Origin of the sequence: Paenibacillus mesophilus (assembly GCF_005938385.1) — a bacterium.
Lineage (GTDB): Bacteria > Bacillota > Bacilli > Paenibacillales > NBRC-103111 > Paenibacillus_AB > Paenibacillus_AB mesophilus.
Window position 1 is genome coordinate 203196 of record NZ_VCRA01000002.1, and the last position, 23949, is coordinate 227144.

The 23949-nt window shown below is 53.1% G+C and carries 26 protein-coding genes; all 26 read left to right on the forward strand.

All coding sequences use genetic code 11. The features are described from left to right. Positions 1-11 precede the first annotated feature (11 nt). The 26 genes from fliQ (at position 12) to rseP (ending at position 23841) form a co-directional block, all read left to right on the forward strand. Positions 12-281, forward strand: coding sequence for a flagellar biosynthesis protein FliQ (fliQ, locus tag FE783_RS03625; protein WP_138877966.1), 270 nt, complete (start codon positions 12-14; stop codon positions 279-281). 11 nt (positions 282-292) lie between these two features. Further along, the gene (gene fliR, locus FE783_RS03630) at positions 293-1081 is read left to right on the forward strand and encodes a flagellar biosynthetic protein FliR (protein ID WP_138877967.1); all 789 of its coding nucleotides are present in this window, start codon (positions 293-295) and stop codon (positions 1079-1081) included. Between the two features lie 32 nt (positions 1082-1113). Further along, on the forward strand, positions 1114-2211 hold the full coding sequence (gene flhB / locus FE783_RS03635) for a flagellar biosynthesis protein FlhB (protein ID WP_138877968.1): 1098 nt from the start codon (positions 1114-1116) through the stop codon (positions 2209-2211). A gap of 36 nt (positions 2212-2247) precedes the next feature. After that, positions 2248-4281: a flagellar biosynthesis protein FlhA gene (gene flhA, locus FE783_RS03640; RefSeq protein WP_138877969.1), complete on the forward strand. Its 2034-nt coding sequence runs from the start codon at positions 2248-2250 to the stop codon at positions 4279-4281. Then, positions 4278-5522 (forward strand): flagellar biosynthesis GTPase FlhF, encoded by a 1245-nt coding sequence (flhF, locus tag FE783_RS03645; RefSeq protein WP_138877970.1) that lies wholly within the window; start codon positions 4278-4280, stop codon positions 5520-5522. Before flhA ends, flhF begins: the two co-directional genes overlap by 4 nt. Beyond that, entirely contained in the window at positions 5519-6391 is an 873-nt protein-coding gene (locus FE783_RS03650) for a MinD/ParA family protein (RefSeq protein WP_138877971.1), read from the forward strand. The genes flhF and FE783_RS03650 overlap by 4 nt, the downstream gene beginning before the upstream one ends. A gap of 42 nt (positions 6392-6433) precedes the next feature. Next, on the forward strand, positions 6434-7537 hold the full coding sequence (locus tag FE783_RS03655; protein ID WP_138877972.1) for a protein-glutamate methylesterase/protein-glutamine glutaminase: 1104 nt from the start codon (positions 6434-6436) through the stop codon (positions 7535-7537). 19 nt (positions 7538-7556) lie between these two features. After that, positions 7557-9614 (forward strand): chemotaxis protein CheA, encoded by a 2058-nt coding sequence (locus tag FE783_RS03660; protein ID WP_138877973.1) that lies wholly within the window; start codon positions 7557-7559, stop codon positions 9612-9614. Positions 9615-9630: 16 nt separating this feature from the next. Next, the gene (locus FE783_RS03665; protein WP_138877974.1) at positions 9631-10092 is read left to right on the forward strand and encodes a chemotaxis protein CheW; all 462 of its coding nucleotides are present in this window, start codon (positions 9631-9633) and stop codon (positions 10090-10092) included. A 2-nt stretch (positions 10093-10094) separates the two neighbouring features. Continuing rightward, positions 10095-10715, forward strand: coding sequence for a chemotaxis protein CheC (locus FE783_RS03670; RefSeq protein ID WP_138877975.1), 621 nt, complete (start codon positions 10095-10097; stop codon positions 10713-10715). Continuing rightward, positions 10712-11206 (forward strand): chemotaxis protein CheD, encoded by a 495-nt coding sequence (locus FE783_RS03675; RefSeq protein ID WP_138877976.1) that lies wholly within the window; start codon positions 10712-10714, stop codon positions 11204-11206. The genes FE783_RS03670 and FE783_RS03675 overlap by 4 nt, the downstream gene beginning before the upstream one ends. A 2-nt stretch (positions 11207-11208) precedes the next feature. Further along, complete coding sequence (locus FE783_RS03680; RefSeq protein ID WP_138877977.1) at positions 11209-11625, forward strand: hypothetical protein; 417 nt, start codon at positions 11209-11211, stop codon at positions 11623-11625. 112 nt (positions 11626-11737) lie between these two features. Beyond that, complete coding sequence (locus FE783_RS03685) at positions 11738-12523, forward strand: FliA/WhiG family RNA polymerase sigma factor (RefSeq protein WP_138877978.1); 786 nt, start codon at positions 11738-11740, stop codon at positions 12521-12523. Between the two features lie 26 nt (positions 12524-12549). Then, positions 12550-13956 (forward strand): DUF342 domain-containing protein, encoded by a 1407-nt coding sequence (locus tag FE783_RS03690; protein WP_138877979.1) that lies wholly within the window; start codon positions 12550-12552, stop codon positions 13954-13956. A 73-nt stretch (positions 13957-14029) separates the two neighbouring features. After that, complete coding sequence (locus FE783_RS03695) at positions 14030-14362, forward strand: hypothetical protein (protein ID WP_138877980.1); 333 nt, start codon at positions 14030-14032, stop codon at positions 14360-14362. A gap of 83 nt (positions 14363-14445) precedes the next feature. Beyond that, positions 14446-15066, forward strand: coding sequence for a hypothetical protein (locus FE783_RS03700; protein WP_138877981.1), 621 nt, complete (start codon positions 14446-14448; stop codon positions 15064-15066). After that, a complete protein-coding gene (locus tag FE783_RS03705; RefSeq protein ID WP_138877982.1) occupies positions 15059-15568 on the forward strand; it encodes an endolytic transglycosylase MltG in 510 nt (169 codons plus the stop codon). Before FE783_RS03700 ends, FE783_RS03705 begins: the two co-directional genes overlap by 8 nt. Positions 15569-16004: 436 nt before the next feature. Beyond that, entirely contained in the window at positions 16005-16214 is a 210-nt protein-coding gene (locus FE783_RS03710) for a hypothetical protein (RefSeq protein WP_138877983.1), read from the forward strand. A 247-nt stretch (positions 16215-16461) separates the two neighbouring features. Continuing rightward, positions 16462-17160, forward strand: a complete 699-nt coding sequence (rpsB, locus tag FE783_RS03715) for a 30S ribosomal protein S2 (RefSeq protein ID WP_138877984.1) — start codon at positions 16462-16464, stop codon at positions 17158-17160. Between the two features lie 109 nt (positions 17161-17269). Then, complete coding sequence (gene tsf, locus FE783_RS03720; RefSeq protein ID WP_138877985.1) at positions 17270-17920, forward strand: translation elongation factor Ts; 651 nt, start codon at positions 17270-17272, stop codon at positions 17918-17920. A gap of 119 nt (positions 17921-18039) precedes the next feature. After that, positions 18040-18768, forward strand: a complete 729-nt coding sequence (pyrH, locus tag FE783_RS03725; protein ID WP_138877986.1) for a UMP kinase — start codon at positions 18040-18042, stop codon at positions 18766-18768. Beyond that, positions 18768-19322 carry a ribosome recycling factor gene (frr, locus tag FE783_RS03730; protein ID WP_138877987.1) on the forward strand — a complete coding sequence of 185 codons (555 nt, stop codon included), beginning with the start codon at positions 18768-18770 and terminating at the stop codon, positions 19320-19322. Before pyrH ends, frr begins: the two co-directional genes overlap by 1 nt. A 72-nt stretch (positions 19323-19394) precedes the next feature. Next, positions 19395-20159: an isoprenyl transferase gene (locus tag FE783_RS03735; protein ID WP_138877988.1), complete on the forward strand. Its 765-nt coding sequence runs from the start codon at positions 19395-19397 to the stop codon at positions 20157-20159. A gap of 25 nt (positions 20160-20184) precedes the next feature. After that, on the forward strand, positions 20185-20979 hold the full coding sequence (locus tag FE783_RS03740) for a phosphatidate cytidylyltransferase (protein WP_138877989.1): 795 nt from the start codon (positions 20185-20187) through the stop codon (positions 20977-20979). 29 nt (positions 20980-21008) lie between these two features. Beyond that, positions 21009-22154 (forward strand): 1-deoxy-D-xylulose-5-phosphate reductoisomerase, encoded by a 1146-nt coding sequence (locus tag FE783_RS03745; protein ID WP_138877990.1) that lies wholly within the window; start codon positions 21009-21011, stop codon positions 22152-22154. A gap of 433 nt (positions 22155-22587) precedes the next feature. After that, the gene (gene rseP, locus FE783_RS03750) at positions 22588-23841 is read left to right on the forward strand and encodes an RIP metalloprotease RseP (protein WP_420799705.1); all 1254 of its coding nucleotides are present in this window, start codon (positions 22588-22590) and stop codon (positions 23839-23841) included. Positions 23842-23949: the final 108 nt, after the last annotated feature.

Below are 23949 nucleotides of genomic sequence, written 5' to 3' on the forward strand. Positions count from 1 at the left end.
GAGTGGCCGCGATGAGTTCCGAATTCGTCATCCGAATTGCCGGAGAGGCCGTATACACAGTACTGAAGGCAAGCGCGCCGATGCTTCTGCTGGCGCTCGTCGCCGGTTTGATTATAAGCGTGTTTCAGGCGGCGACGCAAATCCAGGAGCAGACGCTCGCCTTCGTTCCGAAAATCGTGATCGTCATGTTGTCCATTCTCGTGTTCGGGCCTTGGATTTTGCAGACGTTAGTCGACTATACGTTCAATTTGCTGGATAACTTGTACAAATTTATCGGGTAAGGGGAGTCCTTATGGAAGCGTGGATTCCTTATTTACCGAACTGGCTGTTGATATTCTGTCGTATAACCGCGTTTCTGTTGGCCGCTCCCGTATTCTCGACCCGCGGAATTCCTTCACAATGGAAGATCGGCATATCAGTAATGATCGCCTTTCTGGCGTTTGCCGCAATCGGTTTGAAACAACCGACTGCCATGGACGGAATGTTCGTCCTCGCGATCATCCGCGAGGTGCTGGTCGGGGTGCTGCTCGGCTTTACGGCTTACTTGTTTTTTACGGCGGTGCAAATTGCCGGCTCGTTTATCGACATCCAAATGGGACTCGGGATTGCCAACGTCATCGATCCGATGACGGGCGCGCAAAGTCCGCTGGTCGGTAACTTCAAGTTCATATTGGCGATGCTGCTGTTCCTGACGTTTAACGGTCATCATTACATGATCGACGGGTTTATGAAAAGCTACGAATGGATTCCTTTGAATAACGATCTGTTTGCAAGCATACAGCGCGGCGTCGTTCACGAGTTTTTGCTTCGCACCTTCGCGAACGTCTTCTCGCTTGCCCTGCAAATGTCGGCACCACTCGTGGTAGCGTTGTTTCTGACTGACGTGGGACTCGGCATTTTGTCCAAAACGGCGCCTCAATTCAATATTTTCGTAGTCGGCGTTCCGATCAAAATTATTGTCGGTTTTTTATTGCTGATTATGGTTTTACCGGGATTCGTCTTTCTGTTTCAAGACTTGTTCGGCTCGCTGTTTCAAGCGTTGGACCAGTTGGTCAAGTTGATCGGGACAAGCCCGAAATGATCGTGGCAGTGCCAGTGGGGGAGTGAACAACCGTGCCGCGATTTGCACTTCAGCTCGACCTGCAGCTGTTCGCAGGGGAAAAGACCGAAAAAGCGACTCCTAAAAAGCGGCAGGAGGCCCGCAAGAAAGGCCAAGTCGCCAAAAGCATGGAGCTTCCCTCGGCATTGATCCTGTTCGGCATCACCCTTCTATTATTCGGCTATGGCAGTATCATGAGAGACAAAATCGAGAGCATGTTCGTATCTACATTCTACGACTATATGAATTTGGAAATGACGATGAACAACGTCACGGTTTTGTTCGGACAGTTGATTTACGAGGGCTTTCTACTGCTTGCCCCCATCTTCGGCTTGGCCGTCGTCATGGCGATCGTGGCGTCTTACTCGCAAGTCGGTTTTTTGCTGACGATGGAACCGCTCAAAATGTCGTTCAGCAAGCTCGATCCGATTAAAGGCATCGCCAATTTGTTCAAGCTCCGCTCGCTTGTAGAACTGTTGAAGTCCATTTTGAAAATGACCGTTATCGGTCTTGTCGTTTTTTTCACCATATGGAACGCGAAGGAAGATTTCATCGAGATGGGAAGATGGCCGGTCGTTCATACGTTCTCGTATACGGCTCATCTGATCTTGATATTGGCCGTCCAAATAGCCGCCATATTGCTCATTCTCGCCCTGTTCGATTATTTGTACCAACGATTCGAATACGAGAAAAACTTGAGAATGTCCAAGGATGAGATCAAGCAGGAATACAAGAACAGCGAAGGCGATCCGCTGATCAAAGGGAAAATACGCGAGAAGCAGCGCCGTATGGCGTTGCAGCGGATGATGCAGGATGTGCCGAAGGCGGACGTCGTCATTACGAACCCGACTCATTTCGCCATCGCAATCCGATACGATCCGAAAAAAGCGGAAGCCCCGGTCGTCCTTGCCAAAGGAATGGACTATATCGCTTTGAAAATCCGCCAGGTCGCGGAAGAGCACGGAATCGTCAGGATGGAAAACAAGCCGCTCGCCCGTGCGCTGTACGATCAGGTCGAAATCGGACAAACGATACCGGCGGACCTGTTCCAAGCGGTGGCCGAGGTGCTGGCATACGTATATAAGCTCAAAGGGAAAACGACCGTCAAATAGCGAAATGCCGAACGACCGGGAAAGGAGGGCGAAGCCATGAGAACGAGAGATCTACTTATACTTACAGGCATTATCGGGATCATACTCATGATGGTCGTCCCCATCCCTATTATGCTTCTCGATTTTTTGCTGATCGTCAACATTTCGATAGCGCTGATCATTATCCTCATCGCGATGAACACGCAGCAAGCGCTCGATTTCTCGATTTTCCCGACATTGCTGCTCATTACGACGCTTTTCAGGCTCGCGCTTAACGTTTCGACTACCCGGAACATTTTGAGCGAAGCGGAAGCGGGAAGCGTCGTAGCGACGTTCGGCTCTTTCGTAGCCGGCGGGAATATCGTCATCGGGTTCGTTGTATTTTTGATACTCGTTATCGTGCAGTTTATCGTCATCACGAAAGGCTCGGAGCGGGTAGCCGAAGTCGGCGCGAGATTTACGCTCGACGCTATGCCCGGCAAGCAGATGGCGATCGACGCGGATTTGAACTCCGGCTTGATCAACGAGCAGGAAGCTAAGGAACGGCGGAAGAAGATCGAACGGGAAGCCGACTTTTACGGGGCGATGGACGGTGCGAGCAAGTTCGTCAAAGGCGACGCGATCGCGGGCATCATCATTCTGATCATCAATATGATCGGCGGCCTCATTATCGGAGCTACCTATCATGGAATGTCGCTATCGGAGTCGCTGCAAACGTTCTCGATTCTTACGATCGGCGACGGGCTGGTCAGCCAAATACCGGCACTGCTCATCTCGTCGGCCGCGGGCATCATCGTCACGCGTTCCGCTTCCGAGGGGAATTTGGCATCGGATTTGACGGCCCAGCTGTTCAGCTATCCGAAGCTGCTGTACGTCGTGGCGGGTACGATTTTATTTCTCGGACTGTTTACTCCGATCCATTTCATCACGACGGCTCCGATCGCCGGTTTGCTCGCGTTCGCGGCGTACCGGATGCAGCGGAACTTGACCCGGAAAGCGGTGGAAACCGAGCAAATGGTGGAGGAACAGAAGATCGAGGAAGTCCGCAGTCCCGAAAGCGTCGTGTCGCTGCTGCAAATCGACCCGATCGAGTTCGAATTCGGATACGGCTTGATTCCGCTTGCCGATACGAATCAGGGCGGCGACCTGCTTGACCGGATTATTTTGATCCGAAGGCAGTGCGCACTCGAGCTCGGCCTTGTCGTGCCGGTCATCCGAATCCGGGACAACATTCAGCTGAGGCCGAACGAGTATGTGATCAAAATCAAAGGCAATACGGTGGCGCGGAGCGAGCTGCTCCTCAATCATTACTTGGCGATGAGTCCAGGCATCGAGGATGACTCGATCGTCGGAATCGATACGACCGAGCCCGCCTTCGGCCTGCCTGCCATATGGATTGACGACAACATGAAGGAGCGGGCTGAACTGTCCGGATATACCGTAGTCGACCCGCCGTCGGTCGTTGCAACTCATCTGACCGAAGTCGTAAAACGGCATGCGCACGAGCTGCTCGGCAGACAGGAAACGAAAATGCTCGTCGAAAATGTCAAGGAAAGCTATCCAGCGCTTGTCGACGATTTGATCCCGAACGTGCTTAGCGTGGGGGACATTCAGAAGGTGTTGGCCAAGCTGCTCAAAGAGAAAATATCGATTCGCGATCTCGTCACGATTTTCGAAACGCTGGCCGATTATGGAACCTATACGAAAGATCCCGATATTTTGACCGAATACGTACGGCAAGCGTTGTCGAGACAAATTACGAACCAGTACGTGAACGGGGGCGATTCGCTCAAGGTGGTCACGATCGGGCCCGCGCTCGAGAAAAAAATTGCCGAAAGCGTTCAGCAGACGGAGCATGGCTCGTACTTGGCGATGGACCCGGTTTCGTCTCAGACGATCTATCAAAAAGTAACCGAGCAGGTGAGCAAGTTGATTCAGCAAGGACAGCAGCCGGTCATTCTGGCTTCGCCGACGATCCGCATGTATTTGCGCCAGCTTCTGGAGCGGACGATGCAGGATGTGACGGTACTTTCGTACAGCGAGCTTGAGCCTCAAGCCGAAATTCAAAGCGTAGGGGTGGTGAATTTATGAGGGTGAAACGATACGTCGTCGATTCGATGCCGGACGCGCTGCAAAAAATCCGTACCGATTTGGGCAAAGATGCGGTCATTTTGAATACGAAGGAAATTCGCTCGGGCGGCTTCCTCGGACTGTTCGGCAAGAAGAAGATCGAAGTCATCGCCGCGACGGATTCCGGACAAGCGCAGTCCGCTCCGACGGCCGCACCGGCCGCGATCAAGCAGTCGATGCCGACGGGAGCGTCGTTCGTTTCGCATATGCAGGAAGCTATCGCAAACGCCGCGAAGCAGCCTGTCCCGGCTCCGCGAGCGGTAGCTACGATGGAGGAGCCCGTCATCCCTCCTCTTGCCCAACCGGTTGTCCGCAGCCGGGTCAAAGAAGACGTGCTGCTCGACGAAATCAAACAAATGAAGGAAATGGTCGCCAAGCTGTCGGCCGGTTCCCACTTAGGGCCCACATTGCCTGAACCGATCGGTAAATACGAGCGTTTGCTGCTGGATCATGAGGTATCGCCCGACATCGCGGAGAAATTGCTAAGCAAGGCGGCTGAGGAATTCGAAAGCGAGCATTCGCCGAAAACGAACGAGTTCGCCTATCAAGCCGTCAAGAAGCAGCTGAAGGACATTTTGCATTCCCCGAACAAAAAAGGAATTGCAAGCGATACGCGGATCGCCCATTTCGTCGGTCCTACCGGAGTCGGCAAAACGACGACGATCGCCAAGCTGGCTGCGGAGCAGGTGCTGAAGCATAACCGCAAAGTCGGATTTATTACGTCGGACACGTACCGGATCGCGGCGGTCGAGCAGCTGAAGACATATGCCACTATTCTGAACGTTCCGCTCGAGGTTGTTTTCTCGCCGCAGGAGCTTGTGCGGGCTTTTCAACAGCTGCAGGACTGCGACGTCATCTTCATGGATACGGCCGGACGCAACTTCCGCAACCAGATGTACGTTTCCGAGCTCAATTCTCTTCTCCACTCGAAAGGCAAAAGCGAGACGTTTCTCGTTCTCAGCCTCACTTCGAAGTACAAGGACATGAAGGCGATCACCGAAAACTTCGCCAAATTCCGGCTCGATAAAGTGCTGTTCACGAAAATGGACGAGACGCATTCTTACGGATCGATCGTCAATTTGCTTTACGACTTTCCGCTGCAGCTTTCTTACATAACGAACGGACAAAACGTCCCTGAAGATATTCTCGAAACGAACGAAGACAAATTGATCGATCTACTCCTGGAGGAACGCGATCCATGAGCGATCAGGCGCAAAGCTTGCGGAATCTGGTCAGGTCCCAATCCGATCCGAACGTTAGGAATACCCGGATCATCACCGTGACCAGCGGAAAAGGCGGAGTCGGAAAGTCGAATTTTACTTTGAATTTTGCGCTTTCCCTGCAAAAGCAAGGCTACAAGGTTCTCGTATTCGATGCGGATATCGGTCTGGCCAACATCGACCTGCTGATGGGCGTATCGCCCAAGTACAGCCTGTACCATCTGTTGAAGCGGGAAAAGACGATTTGGGAAATTATTCATAAAGGCTATAACGATCTTGAATTTATTGCCGGCGGATCGGGCTTCAATGACCTGATGCGTCTGACCGAAGCGGAAGTCGACTATTTCGCGGAGCAGGTGAACCAGCTTAACGGATATGTCGATTTCATCATCTTCGATACCGGTGCCGGTCTTTCCAAAGAAACGTTGAAATTCATCGTCGCCGCCACCGACACGATCGTAGTGACTACACCGGAGCCGACCGCCATTACGGACGCGTATGCCATCATCAAGATGGTCCATTCGCAAGGGCATCATCATGTCAGGTTCCAGCTCGTGGTGAACCGGGTGACGGAGACGCATGAGGGCAAGCAGACGGCCGACAAGATCAGTCTCGTGGCCAAGCAATTTTTGAACCTGGACATCCCGACGCTTGGTTTTGTGGAAGACGATATTAGCGTGAGCAAGGCGGTAAAGAAGCAAATCCCGTTCACGGTCGCTTTCCCGGCATGCGTTGCAACGAGAAGCATCGAACGTCTCGCCGGACGGTTCGTTTCCGGTCCGATGGTTCCGGAGCCGCAAAACGGCGGAGTGAAAGGTTTCTTGAGCAAAATGATGAAGCTGCTGAGATGAGAAACCGCGCGAAACCGATGACATCAGGATGAGGTGAGTGATATGGCGAAACACAAGGTGTTGGTTGTAGACGATTCCGTCTTCATGCGTAAGATCATTTCCGACATGATCCAGGAGGACGAACGATTTGAAGTAATCGATACGGCCAAAAACGGAGTGGAAGCCGTTGACAAAACGAAGCGGCTTGCGCCCGACGTCATTACGCTCGATATCGAAATGCCCGAGATGAACGGTCTGGAAGCGCTGAAGCGCATCATGAGCGAACATCCGGTTCCCGTCGTGATGCTAAGCAGCTTGACCGAGGAGGGGGCGAAGGAAACGATTGCCGCTCTGGAATTGGGCGCGGTCGACTTCGTAAGGAAGCCTTCCGGCTCCATATCGCTTGACTTGTTCAAAGTGAAAGCTTTGCTGCTCGATAAACTGGCGATCGCCGTTCAGACGAAAGTATCGCGTTCGCTGCTAACGCGGCCGGCACCGATCCCTTATCCGGTCGTAAAACCGCAGGCTGCCATAGAAGCGAAGGAATTGACGGAATTGCCGCCTCTGGGCCGAGTCGAACGGTTGGTGGCGATCGGCACTTCTACCGGAGGACCCCGCGCGCTGCAGCAGGTCATCTCGGCTTTGCCGGACCGGTTCCCTTCTCCGGTTCTGATCGTCCAGCATATGCCGCCGAATTTTACGAAGTCTTTGGCTCAGCGGCTCGACGCCACTTCCCGCATCAAAGTCGTCGAAGCGGCGGACGGTGACCGGCTGCGCAACGGAGTGGCTTATATCGCACCGGGAGGATGGCATATGATCGTCAAGAAGGACGATGCGGGCTATAAAATCCGTCTGACGAAAGACGAGCCCCGCAGCGGCCACCGGCCGTCGGTCGATATGCTGTTCGACTCGCTGCTGCCGTTTCGCGAGCTGAAGCGCCATATTGTGCTCATGACCGGCATGGGAAGCGACGGAGCCAAAGGCATGCAGTCGTTAAAGCAGGCCGGCGCGCTATCCACGATCGCGGAATCGAGCGAAACTTGTGTCGTATACGGAATGCCCCGTGCCGCGGTCGAGCTGAATTGCGTTACCCACCAGCTTCCCCTTCACCAAATTGCCGCAAAATTGACCGAGCTTGTCACGAAGGATTCCAATTCCAAAACGTAAACCAAGGGGGTGTTGTTGGATGGAAATGAATCAATACCTGAGTATGTTCATCGACGAGTCCAAAGAGCATTTGCAAGCTTTAAACGATAATATGCTGAAGCTGGAAGCCAGTCCGGAAGACATCGGCATCGTGCAAAGCATTTTCCGTTCGGCGCATACGTTGAAAGGGATGTCCGCGACGATGGGGTTCGAAGACCTCGCATCGCTCACGCACGAAATGGAAAACGTATTGGATCTCGTCCGCAATCATAAGCTCGCAATGAATCCGTTCATATTCGACGCGATATTCAAAAGTCTGGATTCACTTGAAGCGATGGTGGAAGACATTATTAACGGCGGAACGGGAAAAGCCGACGTTACCGACATTATCGCGATATTGAAATCGATCGTAACCGGCGATTACGAGAAGGAAGCAACCGGCGCGGGCAAGCCGGCGGCTGCGGCAGCCGCAGCGGTGAACGAAGCCGAGCTGGACGAGTTCCAATACTCGATATTGATGCAATCGCTGGAAGCGGGGCTGCAAGTTTATTGCGTTAAGGTCGGCGTTCAGGAAACATGCGTGCTGAAAGCGGCGCGCGCCTATATGGTGTTCAATTATCTCGAGCAGAACGGAGAAGTAGTCAAGTCGAATCCGTCGGTCGAAGATATCGAGAAGGAAAAGTTCGATAAGACGTTTACCGTCTATTACGTCTCCGAGCTTGGCAAGGAAGAGCTGGAGAAGCAGGTCGGCAACATCAGCGAGATTGAAGCCGTGGAAGTCGAGAAGCTGGATGTGGACGGATTGAAGCGCAAAATGCAGCGTGTGCAAGCCGCAACCGCACCTTCCGAAGCGGTTGCCGCACATAAAGAAGCCGCTCCCGCCGCTGCTGCGGCCAAAGCGGAAACCGCCGCCCCCAAGACGTCCGCAGGCGGCGGGGCGGCCGTCGCTTCACGGACGATCCGGGTCGATATCGAGCGGCTGGACGTGCTGATGAACCTGTTCAGCGAGCTGTTGATCGACCGCGTCCGTCTGGAACAGCTGGCGAGCGAAGTTCGCCGCAACGATTTGACCGAGACGGTGGAGCATATGGCCCGGGTCAGCAGCGATCTGCAAAATATCGTATTGAAGCTGCGCATGGTGCCGATCGATAACGTGTTTAACCGGTTTCCGCGCATGGTTCGCGATCTGGCCAAAAACCTCGAGAAAAAAGTCGATCTGATTATTACGGGCGCGGAAACGGAACTGGACCGGACCGTCATCGACGAAATCGGCGATCCTCTCGTGCACTTGCTGCGGAATTCCGTAGACCACGGGGTGGAAACGGTACCCGAGAGAATTGCGGCGGGCAAGCCGGAAACCGGAAACGTCTATTTGCGGGCGTTTCATAGCGGCAATCATGTGTTCATCGAGATCGAAGACGACGGCAAAGGAATCAACCGCGATAAAGTGCTGGCTACCGCCTTGAAACGGGGAATCGTCACGCCGGAGCAGGCCAAGACGCTGACGGACGAAGAAGTGTACCTGCTCTTGTTCGCCGCGGGCTTCAGCACGGCCGAGAAAATTTCCGACGTATCGGGCCGGGGCGTCGGGCTCGACGTTGTCAAGACGAAGATCGAATCGCTTGGCGGCCACGTGCAGGTAAGTTCCAAGCTCGGTGCGGGAACGAAATTTTCCGTACAGCTGCCGCTGACCTTGTCGATTATTTCCGCCATGCTCATCCGACTCGGCAGCGAGAAATATGCGATTCCGCTTTCCTCCATCGTGGAGACTTCCGTCGTCCGCAAAGAGACGATCCGCCGCGTTCACGGCAACAAAATGATGGATTTCCGCAGTACCATTATCCCGCTGCTGTCGCTCAGTTCGTTGTTCGACGTTCCGGATTTCTCCGAAGAGAACGAGGCGGAAACGGAAGTCGTCATTGTCCGCAAAGGCGACAAGCTGGTCGGTCTAATGGTGGACGAGTTCATCGGACAGCAGGAAATCGTACTGAAAACGCTCGGCAAATATTTGACGAATTTGTTCGCGGTGTCCGGGGCGACGATTCTCGGCGACGGGCAAGTGGCTTTGATTATCGATACGAATGCGCTTATCAAATAATGGGGGGAAATGAATCGTGGGAGAAGAGCTGAAAGTGATCGTGTTTTCGCTGGCTCATGAGCAGTACGGCGTCGAGGTGGAAAAAGTACGGACGATCGAACGGATGCAGCCGTTGACCCGCGTTCCGAAAACTCCGGCGTTCGTCAAAGGCGTCATCAACTTGCGCGGCGTAGTCGTGCCGGTTATCGATCTGCGCGGCCGATTCGGCTTGCCGGAAGCGGAATATACCGATAATTCGCGGATCATTATCGTGGCCGTGAAAGATATGGAAGTCGGCATGATCGTCGATAGCGCGAACGACGTAGTCGATGTGGACAGCGACGCCATCGAGCAGCCGCCGGAAATCGTCGGAGGCATTCGTGCGAAATATTTGCGCGGACTGGCCAAGCTTAGCGACGGCAGGCTTCTCGTGCTGCTCAATTTGGAGGAAGTTTTGAACAAAAGCGAGATCGTGCAGCTTGAGCAGTTCGGGGAGTGACGATGACCAACTTTCACAACTTCGCGGATTTTCAACTGGATGTTCTTAAGGAAGTCGGCAATATCGGAGCCGGGAACGCGGCGACGGCGCTGTCCAAGCTGCTGAACCGGCCGGTCGATATGCAAGTGCCGCTCGTCAATATGCTGCCTTTCGAAGAGATCATCGAAGTATTGGGCGGTTCGGAGCAAATCGTGCTGACCATCTTTTTGCGGGTGACGGGCGATGCTCCGGGCAATATGTTCTTTATTTTGACCAAGCAATCGGCGAAGCGGCTGTTGAAGCTTTTGGCCGGAATCGAAGTTCAGAACGATGAGTTTTATTCGGAGATGGAGCTTTCCGCTTTAAACGAAATCGGCAATATTTTGGCGGGGTCGTACTTGTCGTCGCTTGCCGATTTCACCAAACTGAGCATGTCGCCTTCCGTCCCCTCCCTCGCCATCGACATGCTCGGCGCCGTGATCAGCTACGGTCTGATCCAGTACGGGGAAATGGGGGACAGGGCGCTGTTTATCGATACGAAGTTTTTTGAAGGAAACGATGCGGTGGAAGGACATTTCTTCCTCGTACCGGATCCGGATTCATTCGACAAAATATTCAGTGCCCTGGGAGTGCCTCTCGAATGATCCACGATCCTTTCATCAAAGTGGGAATGGCTGATTTAAACGTTACGGCAGGGACGGGCATTTTGAAGACAACAGGACTTGGGTCGTGCGTTGGAGTTACGATTTACGACCCGAAAACGAAAGTAGCCGGAATGGCGCATGTGATGCTGCCCTCCTCCGACATTGCCAAGGAAGGTAATTTTAACGTAGCCAAGTACGCCGATACGGCGATTCCCGAGATGGTGAAGCGGATGAACCGGCTCGGAGCGATCAACTCCCGAATGGTAGCCAAAATGGCCGGCGGCGCGCAGATGTTCGCCTTCCATACGACAAGCGATACGATGCGGATCGGTCCGCGCAACGTGGAATCGTGCAAAGATCAATTGAAGCGTTTGTCCATACCGGTCATTGCGGAAGACACGGGGGGGAGCTTCGGAAGGACGATCGAGTTTTATCCGGACAACGGTATTCTTGTATTGCGAACCGTACAACAAGGAGTCAAGGAACTGTAGCTATGATCGGATCCATTCGGTGGAACATCCTTATAGGTTTTTTCGGTTTTTTGCTGACATTCGTCATGTCGGTCGGAAGCAATTTTCTGGTGCGGGCATTGCTGCACGGTGCATACAGCTTTCTCATTTTGTTTGCCGTCGTATTTGCGATTCGCTGGTTTCTCGGAACGCTCGCCGGTTTGAAAGGCGTGGCCGGTCCCGCCGACCTCGAAGCCGATGATCCGGTTGGCCATACAGTGAACGAGATGACGCCGGACGATCAGGACCAATTGAACGACCTGTTGAAAACCCAGTTGAACCGCCCCGACGCGGCGGACCCGTTCGTTCCGCTCCAGCCGAAGAAGCTCGCCTCGGTGCCGGACGCGGATCCGGAGCAGCTGGCCCAAATGCTGCGACAATTGAAAGATAAGGAACCTTAACGGAATTACCGCCCGGACTGACGACCGGGACTTTATGGACCCGCAGGTCCCGATCGTCAGAAGTAGGTACGATATTCCGTTAAAGTTCCTAAGTAAGGAGTGCTAGCTTACCATGACTCAACCAAAGCAATCCCCCTTGTCCAATATCGAGATATGGAAACAATGGAAAAGTGAAGGTTTGCTTTCGGCGAAGCAGTTGTTGATCGAACATTATTTACCTTTGGTCGATTTCGTGGTCGGCCGACTTCTTATCGGTTTGCCCAAAAACGTTTCTAGGGACGATATATCGAGCTATGGTATAATGGGGTTGATCGACGCGATCGAGAAGTTCGATTACGAGCGGGGTCTCCAGTTTGAAACGTATGCTTCCTGGCGCATTCGCGGCGCGATGATCGACGGCTTGAGGCAAGGCGATTGGGTGCCCCGATCGGTCAGGGAGAAGGCCAAGAAAATAGAGGATGCCTATCAGAAGCTGGAGCAGCACTACTTGCGTTCCGTTACCGATGCCGAAATGAGCGAGTATCTAAGTATTAGCGAGAAAGAATTTCAGCAAATGCTGCAGGAAATTTCGATTACGACGGTATGCTCATTCGACGATCCGATCAAGGAAGAAGAAACGGAAACGCGCCTCTCGCTTATGGTGGACGAGAAAGCGAAAAATCCGGAGAGCCAGGTGAACGATTTTTTCTTGAAAGAATCGCTCGCCAAAGCGATCGACAAGCTTACGGAGAAGGAACGCACCGTCGTCTCCTTGTTTTACTATGAAGAGCTTTCTCTGAGCGAGATTGCAGAGGTCATGTCGTTATCTCCTTCACGCATCTCGCAGCTTCATTCGAAAGCGATATTGCGGCTGCGGGGGTCGCTCGGCAGATGGAAAAATCAATTGATGCAGCAATAGCTGATCGTGATGAAGGGGGGATTGGATTGTCCAACGAATTGCCTTTGGAGCACTATATGACCGTGAGCCTGGCCGAGGACAAATGTTCAGCCTCCATCCAAGTTGTTACGCTTCCGGACTCTTTCAACTATACGGTTAACGACATCATCGCGTTTCTTCATAAAAATAACGTGCGGTACGGAATACAACACGAAGTAATTGGGCAATTGATCCGGGAGCCGAAGCCGTTCATCCAGACGAAAACCGTAGTCGCAGTCGGGGATCTCCCCGGCGACGGCATAGACGGAGAGATTCGAAACCTGTACGATAAGGATGCGGAACTGAAAAAGCCGACGGAGCTCGAGGACGGCACGGTCGACTACAAGGAAGTTACCCGCTTGACCAACGTTCGCAAAGGCCAGCTCATTGCGGAGCGTCTGCCGGCCAAGGACGGCGTTCCCGGGAAAACGGTCGGCGGAGAGCCGATTCCCGGACGCAAAGGAAAAGAAGCGCGCTTTAAAATCGGCAAGAACGTCGTTGCCGACGGGGAGCAGAAAGCGCTTTATGCCGCGATAGACGGAATGGTCGTCAAAACCGAGAACGATAAAATAAACGTGTTTCCGGTTTATGAAGTAAACGGCGATGTCGACTATAAGATCGGAAATATCGATTTTTTGGGAACGGTCGTCATTCGCGGTAACGTCATTTCCGGCTTTAAAGTAAAAGCGGCCGGCGATATCCGCATTACGGGAGGCGTTGAGGGAGCCGAAGTGGAAGCTTTGGGCTCGATCGAGATCAGCGCCGGCATTCTGGGTCACAACAAAGCGGTCATCCGGGCGGGCGTCAACATTAAAAGCTCGTTCATTCAAGACGCCACGATCGAGGCGGGGCAGGACATCATCGTGTCGCAAAGCATTTTGCATTCCCAGGTGCGCGCAGGCCAATCGGTCATGTGCACCGGTCCGAAAGGGCTGATCGTCGGCGGAACGATCCAGGCCGGAGAGAAAGTGCTGGCCAGAACGATCGGCAATACGATGTCCACTCCTACGGCCGTAGAGGTCGGAGTGTTGCCGGAGCTTCGTAATGAGCTTACCGCCTTGCGCCAGCAGCTGAGGCAGGTGCAGGATAGCTTGGACAAGACCGACAAGGCGCTCGTCTTGCTCGACCAGCTGGCCGCTGCGGGCAATTTGTCCCCCGATAAGCTGGCGATGCGAATCAAGCTGACCCATACGAAAAAGCAGTCCGTGGAAGAGCAAACCGGGTTTAAAGAACGTATATTGGAAATAGAAAAAACGCTGGAAGACACCGACCGTGCCAAAGTCGAGGTCATTTCCGTCATTTACGGCGGAACGAAGATCGTAATCGGCCGGTATACCCGTTTCGTCAAAGATGCGACCCCGAGAGTCCATTTCGTATATTCCGAAGGCGACATTGCGATGTTGCCTAACGTATAGTTCCAATTGGGGAGCCTCTCCCCAGGCGTTCGTTCGAGCTTGACGCATGCAGATTCGGATAGGGGTGAAGGGCATGAGCAGCAGATCGGTTGAATTGCAAGTCGCCATTCCGCGTACAAGCGAAATCGGAAATGCGCAAAACCACTTGATGCAAAAGCCGGTTTACGACCAGACGGCGTTGGCCGCGAAGATGATGCAGCAGAAAGAGCGACAGCTAAAGCAAAGCACGAAAATCGATGAGCCTGCCGGTCCTCTTGTAGGGGACGAACGGCAGGCGGGGAAAGGCGACAAAGGCAAGAAAGAGCGGAATCCAGGGAAGACGCGGACCGAAACGGCGAACGCGAATGCCGGTTCAGTCCGGTCCGGTCATCCTTACAAAGGCCATCACATAGATTTTTCTCTATAGGGAACTGTCACGTCACGTGACTGTTCCAAGGGAACAGGCTGCATCCCGTCTTGCCATTCCAAACCAGATAAAGGATGAGTGCCGTGGATCCTTGGCTTTACATCGTTTTGCTTGGGCTAGTTCTGGTCGTATATGCGAAGTTCATACCGAAACGGGAGCCATCCTCCAAGCAGACGAACGTGATCAAAGAAATTGAGGATACGATGGAGCAATTTTCGGCCGAGCTGGAAGAAGAAAACCGTCAATTCCTCGGGCTTGTCTCGGATATGAAGAAAGAGCATGATGTTCATACCGCGAAGCTGCAAGGGCGGATTGAAGCGTTGGAGCAGCAAAATCGTGCGGTTAACGACCAGCTGGCCGTGCTCCTTCGCGCGGAGCAGAAGCGCCGGGAAGAGCCGCAGTCCCGCCCTGATGAAACGTTCCGGCAACCGAACGTATCGTCTGCTTCGCGTTCCCAGCTTCAAGAAACGGTCGTTCTGTCCGAGAGCGAGAGAGATAAGCTGACGGCTGTCTTATCGGCCGGTACCCCTTCGAACCAACCGGAGCGCGGGCCCATGAATATCAGGGAAAGATATGCGAACGTGTTTCACTTGTACGACCAAGGAAAATCGACGGAGTATATCGCCAAAAAGCTGGAAATGAACAAGGGCGAAGTGATGCTGATTATTCAGCTTGCCAAGCAGGAGGAACAAGCTCGTGTTTAAAAACAGACTTTTTTTATACGGCTTGGGCCTCGGTCTCATTGCGGGCGCGGTCATGCTCCAATTGATGTTCAAGGTGGACGAGATGGAACGGCTTCCGACTGTGGAGCAGCTTCAAGCCGATGCGGGCAAGCTGAGCTACAAAGTCGTGCCGAAGGAACAACCGGTCTATTCGGACAAAGAGATCGAAGCGATTAAGCAAAAAGCGGCCGAAGAAGAGCGGAACAAGATTGCCAAGCAAACGGCAGCACCTGCACCTGCGCCGACGAATGCGCCTCCGGCTCAGGCCGTCGTTAAGACGATCAAAACAGTGTATATCTCCGAGCGGATGGATGCTTCCCAAGTGGCGGACATGCTGGCCAACGCGGGCGTTCTGCCGGATTCGGCGGGGCTGGTTGCTTCGTTGAACCAAAAAAAGCTGACGACCCGGATCCGAGCCGGCTCCTACTCGTTTGAGGATCAGCCTTCGGTTGATGATGTAATCGCGAAGATTACAATACAGTGAATTTTGCTATTTTTTTGAACCTTTTCATAACTTTTCTCTATCCCCCTCTTTAGCTTCTTCGATCCCCCTCTTTCCCCCTTCGCCAAGGGGGAGGACACGGGACTTCGTCCCGTGACCCTGAAAGGAGCGTGCCTGCAGCCTGGGCCGTCGTTGATGGGGCTTTTGGTGGTTTGAGCGCTCGTTATCCGCCCCAGTCTCCTTCGCCGGAGACCGGGGCGGATTCGCTTTCAGGCGGCGTTCTTACATTACGTTTTGCCCTGAGGGTGTGATCTTCTACTTTGACTCAATGGAGGGTGTGTGATGAGTCCCTCGCCGTCATGACTTTGTCATGAAGCTTTTGTTCGAGCTTTTAAAAAACAAATCAAATATAGAGGAAATTTCTCCCTTCGGTCGAAATTTCTTCATTAGAGAAAGTACGAAGAGGAGCGATGAGCCAATGGCCAAGTACTTAGTACAGTTTTATTTCATGGGCGGAGGAACGCACAGTATGGAAGTGCAAGCCGACACGTTCACCCAAGTTTCGATGAGCATCACGCAAAACCGCGACGGCTGGTTCGGCAAGCAAGGAGACCTGATCAATCTCAAAAACGTTGAAAGGGTCCAAATAACCGAAGCGGACGACTTCAAAGGGAGAAACGGACGCTAAGTCATAATGACACATACCGTGCTCCTGAACGCGAATGTACCGGTCATTTCGAGCGCCAACCGCCCGATGATGTCGAAACGCGCAAACTGTGTTGCAAACCGCATTTCAGTTATGGTATAGTAATTGACGGTGTTAAACCACGCACGCCATTCAATTCCAGTGAAGGTGCTCCGGGCAAGCGGGAGTCTCATCGGAAGATGCGAACGGCGGAGGAAACCAAAAACCAATTTTAAGGAGGTGTGTGAAGATGGCAGTAATCTCCATGAAACAGCTTCTCGAAGCTGGGGTACACTTCGGTCATCAAACTCGTCGCTGGAACCCGAAAATGGATCGTTACATCTTCACCGAAAGAAACGGAATTTACATTATCGACCTGCAAAAGACGGTCAAAAAAGTGGAGGAAGCTTACAACTTCGTCAAATCGGTTGCCGACCAAAACGGTACGATCCTGTTCGTAGGAACGAAGAAGCAAGCTCAAGACTCCGTCAAAGAAGAAGCGGAACGCTGCGGCATGTACTACATCAACCAACGTTGGTTGGGCGGTACGCTGACGAACTTCCAAACGATTCAGAAGCGGGTTAACCGCCTGCACGAACTGAACCGGATGGAAAACGACGGCACGTTCGATGTGCTTCCGAAGAAAGAAGTTATTTTGCTCCGCAAAGAAATGGAACGCCTCGAGAAGTTCTTGGGCGGCATTAAACATATGAAAGCATTGCCGAGCGCACTCTTCGTCATCGACCCGCGCAAAGAACGCATCGCGGTTGCGGAAGCACGCAAGCTGGGCATTCCGATCGTGGGCATCGTAGACACGAACTGCGATCCGGACGAGATCGACTACGTGATTCCGGGCAACGACGACGCAATCCGCGCCGTGAAGCTGCTGACGGGCAAAATCGCCGACGCGGTCGTCGAAGCTCACCAAGGCGAGCAAACGACAGCTTAACATCGACGTTTGACGAGAAAAGGGTGGTTTGAAGGTTACTTAACCTCTCGCCGCCCTTTTTTTAGAATGATTGACTTTTGCGGTATAAATCGGAGGAGGTTCATAAGGTATGGCAGTATCTGCACAAGCGGTAAAAGAATTGCGCGAAAAAACCGGAGCAGGCATGCTCGATTGCAAGAAAGCGTTGGAGGAAGCCAACGGCGATTTGACTAAAGCGGCAGAAATTCTCCGTGAAAAAGGATTGGCGGCTGCAGCGAAAAAAGGCGACCGTATCGCAACCGAAGGCGTAGTAGAGTCCTACATCCACGCCGGCGGACGGATCGGCGTACTCGTCGAAGTCAACTGCGAAACCGACTTCGTCGGCAAAACGGATTCGTTCCGCGAGTTCGTTCGCGATATCGCGATGCAAATCGCGGCGACCAACCCTCTGTACGTCGGCCGTGAAGAAGTGCCGCAAGAGGCTTTGGACAAAGAGCGCGAAATTTTGAGAAACCAAGCGCTTAACGAAGGCAAACCGGCTCATATCGTCGACAAAATGGTGGAAGGCCGTCTTGCCAAATACTACGAAGAATATTGCCTGCTCGAGCAAGCGTACATCAAGGATCAAGACAAAACGATCAACGCGCTGCTGAATGAAAAAGTAGCTACGATCGGCGAGAAAATCTCGATCCGCCGTTTCGTGCGTTACGAGCTTGGCGAAGGCTTGGAGAAAAAGCAAGACAATTTCGTAGAAGAAGTTATGGCGCAAGTCAAACAATAAGGTCGTTCGCGGACAACCAATACCGTAAACTCAGGTATTGGTTGTCCCATAATTGCCCGATACGAGGAACACGCCGTGTTCCTTCTTTTTTAGCGGAACGAGCATAGGAGGAGACCATATTGGAACGACCGAAATATAAACGAGTGGTGCTGAAGTTAAGCGGGGAAGCATTGGCGGGCCAGCAAGGATACGGGATCGATTCGAAGATGATTTCGGAGATTGCCGCGCAAGTAAAGGACATTCACGATTTGCAGGTCGAAATCGCGATCGTAGTCGGCGGCGGCAACATCTGGAGAGGCATCGCCGGAAGCGCGAAAGGAATCGATCGGGCGACAGCGGACTATATGGGGATGCTCGCTACCGTTATGAACTCTTTGGCTCTTCAAGATGCGCTCGAGCAAATCGAAGTGCCGACAAGAGTGCAAACCTCGATTACGATGCAGCAGGTTGCCGAGCCTTACATTCGCCGTAGAGCGATTCGCCATCTCGAGAAAGGTCGCGTCGTCATTTTTGCAGCCGGTACCGGCAATCCTTACTTCTCCACCGATACGACCGCGGCATTGCGGGCGGCCGAGATTGAAGCGGAAGTCATCCTTATGGCCAAAAATAAAGTCGACGGCGTATACAGCGCGGATCCGTTCAAGGATGCGGACGCAATCAAATTCGAGACGCTTACCTATATGGAAATGCTCAACAAAAACTTGGGTGTCATGGATTCTACCGCATCCTCGTTGTGCATGGACAACAACATACCGCTGCTCGTATTCTCCATTACGGAGCGCGGAAATATAAAACGCGCCGTTATGGGCGAGAAAATCGGAACGATCGTGAAAGGAAGTGCAGAATAATGCCACAGTCCATCAAGAAAAGTGCGGAAGAACGGATGGAAAAGGCGATCGGCTCGCTGAAGAAGGAGCTGGCCAGCCTGCGTGCAGGTCGGGCTACCCCGGCGCTGCTCGATCGCGTGCAGGTCGAATATTATGGATCGATGACCCCGGTCAACCAGCTCGCCAACATTAATACGCCCGATTCCCGTACGATTATGATTCAACCGTGGGACAAGTCTTCCGTCGCAGCGATTGAAAAAGCGATTTTGAAGTCGGAGCTCGGATTGACGCCTGCAAACGATGGAGCGTCTATTCGTCTTAGCATTCCTCCGCTTACGGAAGAACGCCGCGGCGAGCTTGTGAAAATGACGAAAAAATTCGGCGAGGAAGCGAAAGTGGCGATCCGCAACATTCGCCGCGACGCGAACGACGATATCAAGAAGCTGGAAAAGTCGAGTATTTCCGAGGACGAATCCCGCCGTCACCAGGAAGACATCCAGAAATCGACCGACAAGTACATTGCCGAGATCGATAAGGTGCTGGCAGGCAAAGAAAAAGAAATTATGGAAGTGTGACAGCTGCAAATCGGCCCCCCGCATTGAAGGGGGATTTTTGTGTTCGCTTCGAATAAGGGTGGGGAGTAGAATATGTTCCATCTTTTCAAACGGACTCGATCCGACCGGAGACCGGAGGAGATCAGCGAGCTTAATCCGGACCGTATCCCGGAGCATATCGCGATCATCATGGACGGTAACGGACGATGGGCAAAGCGGCGCGGGCTTCCGCGCATCGCCGGTCATCACGCCGGGATGAAAGCAGTCAAACGGGCTACGATCGGGGCCAGCGATATGGGCGTCAAAGTGTTGACGCTTTACGCCTTCTCTACGGAAAATTGGAAACGTCCCCGCGACGAAGTCGAATTTCTGATGAAGCTGCCCCAAGAGTTTTTGGCTTTGGAGCTCGACGAGCTGGTCGAAAAGAACGTTCAGGTCCGCATGACCGGATGGAAGGAAGGATTGCCCGCCCATACGCTCGATGCGGTGGATGCGGCGATCGAACGAACGAAGCAAAATGACGGCCTTATTCTCAATTTTGCTCTGAACTACGGAAGCCGCCACGAGATCGTGAACGCCGTTCGGGATATCGCCGAACAAGTGCGGCAGGGCGAACTGAAGAAGGAAGATATTTCCGAAACGCTTATTTCCAGCCGTCTGCTCACACAATCGCTGCCGGACCCCGATTTGATCATTCGGACAAGCGGAGAAATTCGTATCAGTAACTTTTTGCTTTGGCAAATGGCTTATTCCGAGCTATGGTTTACGGATATTTATTGGCCGGAGTTTACCGAACAACATCTGGTTCAGGCGGTGTGCGAATACCAGCGCCGGGCGAGAAGATACGGCGGCTTGTAACACGCATTCGGACGGAGGAAATCGCTTGAGACAACGTATCGTGACTGCAGTCGTGGCGGGTGCCGGTTTTCTATTGTTTCTCATGCTGGGCAAACTGTATTACGCCGCTTTGATCATGCTGCTCGCAGCCGTCGGTTATTACGAATATACCCGTATGAACGGTCATCCGCCCGTGCGTCTGACCGCTCTGATCGGTTTTTTGTTTACGCTCTATCTTGCATTTCCTTGGGAAGTTTATCCCGAGTGGGGCTCGATCCCTCAAGCGGCGGCCATCTGGCTCGCCATGTTTCTGCTGTTTGCAATGACCGTTATTTCCAAGAACAAAGTGACGATCGATCAAGCGGCCGTCGTGTTTCTGGGGATCGTCTACTTGGGAATAGGCTTTCATTACATGATCACGACCCGTCTCGGCGATCATGGATTGTATTGGACGTTGTTAACCTTCGCCTGCATATGGACAACCGATTCAGGAGCCTATTTCTGCGGCAAGGCGTTCGGTAAGAGGCCGCTCTGGCCTACGATCAGCCCGAAGAAAACGGTGGAGGGTGCCCTTGGCGGGATAGCCGTCTCGATCGTTGCCGCGCTTTGCTTCTCCCTATACGCACCGGAGCTGCTGTCTTGGAGCAAGGCGATCGGGCTCGGCTTCGTAATCGCGGTCGTCGGCCAAACCGGCGATTTGATTCAGTCCGCCTACAAACGGATTCGCAACATTAAGGATACGGGCTCCGTTTTACCAGGACACGGCGGCGTGTTGGACCGTTGCGACAGCTGGCTGATCGTCTTTCCGTTCGTTCAATTGCTTTCCCTTATCCCGCAGTAACGATTATTGTTCATTGAGGTGGAATCGATTTGAAACGAGTTTCCTTATTGGGCAGTACCGGATCGGTCGGTACGCAGACGTTGGATGTCATTTCCCGCTACCCCGAACGTTTCCGGCTGGAGGCGCTCGCGGCGGGGCAAAACTGGGAGCTGCTGATCGAACAGGCGAACCGGTTCCGGCCGAAGCAGGTTTCCGTCGCAACAAAGGAATTGGCGGACAAAATCGCTTCCCACATTCCGTCTGGAACGACGATCTTGTACGGCGAGCAAGGGCTGATCGAGACGGCGGCCGGCAACGATGCGGATATCGTCGTTACCGCGATCGTGGGCAGCCAAGGATTGAAGCCGACGCTTGCAGCCATTGAAGCGGGCAAGCATATCGGACTTGCCAACAAAGAAACGCTGGTAAGCGGCGGGCATCTTGTGTCCGCGGCAGCCGAACGAAACAACGTCAAGCTGCTGCCGGTGGACAGCGAGCATTCCGCGATATTCCAATGCTTGAATGGCGAATCGATGTCGGCGTTGCGCAAAATCGTGCTGACCGCATCCGGCGGATCGTTCCGCAACCGGACGCGCGAAGAGCTTAAGGGCGTTACGGTCGAGCAAGCGCTCGCTCATCCGAACTGGTCGATGGGAGCGAAAATAACGATCGATTCGGCAACGATGGCGAACAAAGGCTTGGAAGTGATAGAAGCCCATTGGCTGTTCGGACTTCCGTACGAGCGGATCGAAGTCGTCATTCATCCGGAGAGCATCATTCATTCCTTTGTGGAGTTCGAGGACCGGAGTATGATCGCCCAGATGGGCTTGCCGGATATGAGAGTTCCGATCCAGTATGCGCTTACATATCCCGAAAGGCTCGTTTCTCCGGTGCAATCCCTCGATTTGACGGAGCTTGGGAAACTGCATTTCCGTAAAATGGATTTCGACCGTTTCCCGTGCTTGCGTATGGCATACGAATGCGGAAAAACGGGAGGCACGATGACAGCCGTATTCAACGCCGCCAATGAAATTGCCGTATCGAGATTCGTGGCCGGCGAAATCGGATTCCTGGAAATCGAGAATGTGATCGAGTCCGTCATAGATCGTCACGAGACGGTCGCGGCGCCTACTCTCGAACAAATCGTCGAAGCCGACGGCTGGGCTCGCCGGCTGGCGGGCTCGTACGGGAAATGACCGGAGAAACGGGGTAAACGCGCGGCAACGTTTCCGCTTTTGAGCAACAGGTTCTGATCCTTGCGGCAAGCTTGTATTATAGTAAAGAATAATGTTAATCTTAGTACAAGCTGGAACTAAGGAACTTTCGCGGAATGACCTGGGAGTCTGTCCGACGATTCGAAATCGGCGAATATTTATGCAAGAACGTCCATTTATGCAACTGAAAGCAAGATTTACAGTCAACATTGGATAAATATTCGCTAAAAATGTTTCGTCTGACAGACTCCTGTTTTGTTATTACGTGACAGTTCCTGAGGAGCTTCGCAGAAATAATCAATCCGTTGACCGCGACTGATTTCCTCATCGACGAGGAGCGGCATTGCCGGGACGGGCAGCTTGTTTCATCGCGACTCCCAAGTCTATGGGCTAGCGCCGCGGGAGGAAGATGCTTTTGTCACCTCAGGTTATTTTTCAAATCGTGCTCCTGTTTTTCGTGCTCGTCACGATACACGAATGGGGACATTATTATTTCGCGAAGCGGGCCGGCATACTCGTTCGCGAATTCGCGATCGGCTTCGGACCTAAACTGTTTTCGTTCATTCGCGGCGAAACCCGCTATACGCTCAGACTGCTTCCGATCGGCGGCTTCGTCCGGATGGCCGGGGAAGACCCTGAAATCGTCCAGATTCAGCCGGGTCAGACGATAGCCGTATCTCTCGAGCAAGGCCGGGTCAATCGTATTTATTTGGACCAGCTCGACCAACGGTCCAATGTCGTTCAAGGAACGGTTGATCGGATCGATTTGGAACGCGAGTTGTCGGTCTCGCTCGATGTGGACGGTGAGAAGCTGACTTATGCGGTTCACCCTCAAGCGTTCATGATCGCCAAATCGAAGGAAACGCAGATCGCCCCTTGGGACCGGCAATTCGGCAGCAAGACGGTCGGTCAACGGGCGTTGTCGATCTTCGCCGGACCGTTCATGAATTTTATATTGGCCTTCGTTTTGTTCGTGACCGTCTTATTTTTGGCCGGCATGCCGGTAAACGTCAAGATCGATCGCGTCGAGCCCGATTCGCCTGCGCAGAAGGCCGGCTTGCAGAGCGGAGACATCATTACCCGGGTGAACGGCCAGCAGATCGGCGACAATCCGAGCGACTTGACCGGACTCATTCGCGGCTCGGCCAATAAGAAGATGGACTGGACAATCCAGCGCGGCGGCAATGAGCAGCAAATCCAAGTGACGCCGGAAATGAAGGAAGATGTTGCGCTGGTAGGGGTCAGGTTGACGTCGGATAAACGGAACACGAAGATCGGAGAGGCGATCACCGGCGGCTGGACCAATATGGTCGAAGCGACCAAGCAGATTATGATCGGCTTCAAGACGCTTATTCTCGGCAACTTCAAGCTGGACGATCTCGGAGGACCGGTTCGTATTGTGGAAGTAACCGGAGAGCACGCCAGCGCCGGACTTCCGCAGTATACGTTCTGGGCGGCCATCATGAGCCTGTACTTGGGAATATTCAATTTGCTGCCCTTTCCGGCTTTGGACGGGAGCAGACTAGTCTTTCTCGCATTCGAAGCGGTGCGGGGCAGACCGGTAGATCCTAGCCGGGAGAGCATGGTTCATTTCGTCGGCTTCGCGATGCTGATGCTGCTTATGATCGCGGTAACGTATAACGATATTTTGCGCTTGATCAAAGGCTGACGAAGCCACCGGACAGGACACAAGCGAATTGTGTCCTGTCTGCGGTTCGCGGTTAAAGTGGGGCTCCCCCAAAAGTACTCGGAATAAGCTGCAGAGGATAAATTTCGC

What these genes read in the sequence shown, in the direction of transcription:
- FE783_RS03650 (WP_138877971.1), top strand. Translation starts at nt 5,519, where the DNA reads ATGAGCGATCAGGCGCAAAGCTTGCGGAATCTGGTCAGGTCCCAATCC.
- tsf (WP_138877985.1), top strand. Translation starts at nt 17,270, where the DNA reads ATGGCAGTATCTGCACAAGCGGTAAAAGAATTGCGCGAAAAAACCGGA.
- fliR (WP_138877967.1), top strand. Translation starts at nt 293, where the DNA reads ATGGAAGCGTGGATTCCTTATTTACCGAACTGGCTGTTGATATTCTGT.
- FE783_RS03695 (WP_138877980.1), top strand. Translation starts at nt 14,030, where the DNA reads ATGAGCAGCAGATCGGTTGAATTGCAAGTCGCCATTCCGCGTACAAGC.
- FE783_RS03680 (WP_138877977.1), top strand. Translation starts at nt 11,209, where the DNA reads ATGATCGGATCCATTCGGTGGAACATCCTTATAGGTTTTTTCGGTTTT.
- FE783_RS03655 (WP_138877972.1), top strand. Translation starts at nt 6,434, where the DNA reads ATGGCGAAACACAAGGTGTTGGTTGTAGACGATTCCGTCTTCATGCGT.
- FE783_RS03660 (WP_138877973.1), top strand. Translation starts at nt 7,557, where the DNA reads ATGGAAATGAATCAATACCTGAGTATGTTCATCGACGAGTCCAAAGAG.
- FE783_RS03735 (WP_138877988.1), top strand. Translation starts at nt 19,395, where the DNA reads ATGTTCCATCTTTTCAAACGGACTCGATCCGACCGGAGACCGGAGGAG.
- flhA (WP_138877969.1), top strand. Translation starts at nt 2,248, where the DNA reads ATGAGAACGAGAGATCTACTTATACTTACAGGCATTATCGGGATCATA.
- frr (WP_138877987.1), top strand. Translation starts at nt 18,768, where the DNA reads ATGCCACAGTCCATCAAGAAAAGTGCGGAAGAACGGATGGAAAAGGCG.
- FE783_RS03675 (WP_138877976.1), top strand. Translation starts at nt 10,712, where the DNA reads ATGATCCACGATCCTTTCATCAAAGTGGGAATGGCTGATTTAAACGTT.
- FE783_RS03710 (WP_138877983.1), top strand. Translation starts at nt 16,005, where the DNA reads ATGGCCAAGTACTTAGTACAGTTTTATTTCATGGGCGGAGGAACGCAC.
- flhF (WP_138877970.1), top strand. Translation starts at nt 4,278, where the DNA reads ATGAGGGTGAAACGATACGTCGTCGATTCGATGCCGGACGCGCTGCAA.
- rpsB (WP_138877984.1), top strand. Translation starts at nt 16,462, where the DNA reads ATGGCAGTAATCTCCATGAAACAGCTTCTCGAAGCTGGGGTACACTTC.
- FE783_RS03670 (WP_138877975.1), top strand. Translation starts at nt 10,095, where the DNA reads ATGACCAACTTTCACAACTTCGCGGATTTTCAACTGGATGTTCTTAAG.
- FE783_RS03685 (WP_138877978.1), top strand. Translation starts at nt 11,738, where the DNA reads ATGACTCAACCAAAGCAATCCCCCTTGTCCAATATCGAGATATGGAAA.
- fliQ (WP_138877966.1), top strand. Translation starts at nt 12, where the DNA reads ATGAGTTCCGAATTCGTCATCCGAATTGCCGGAGAGGCCGTATACACA.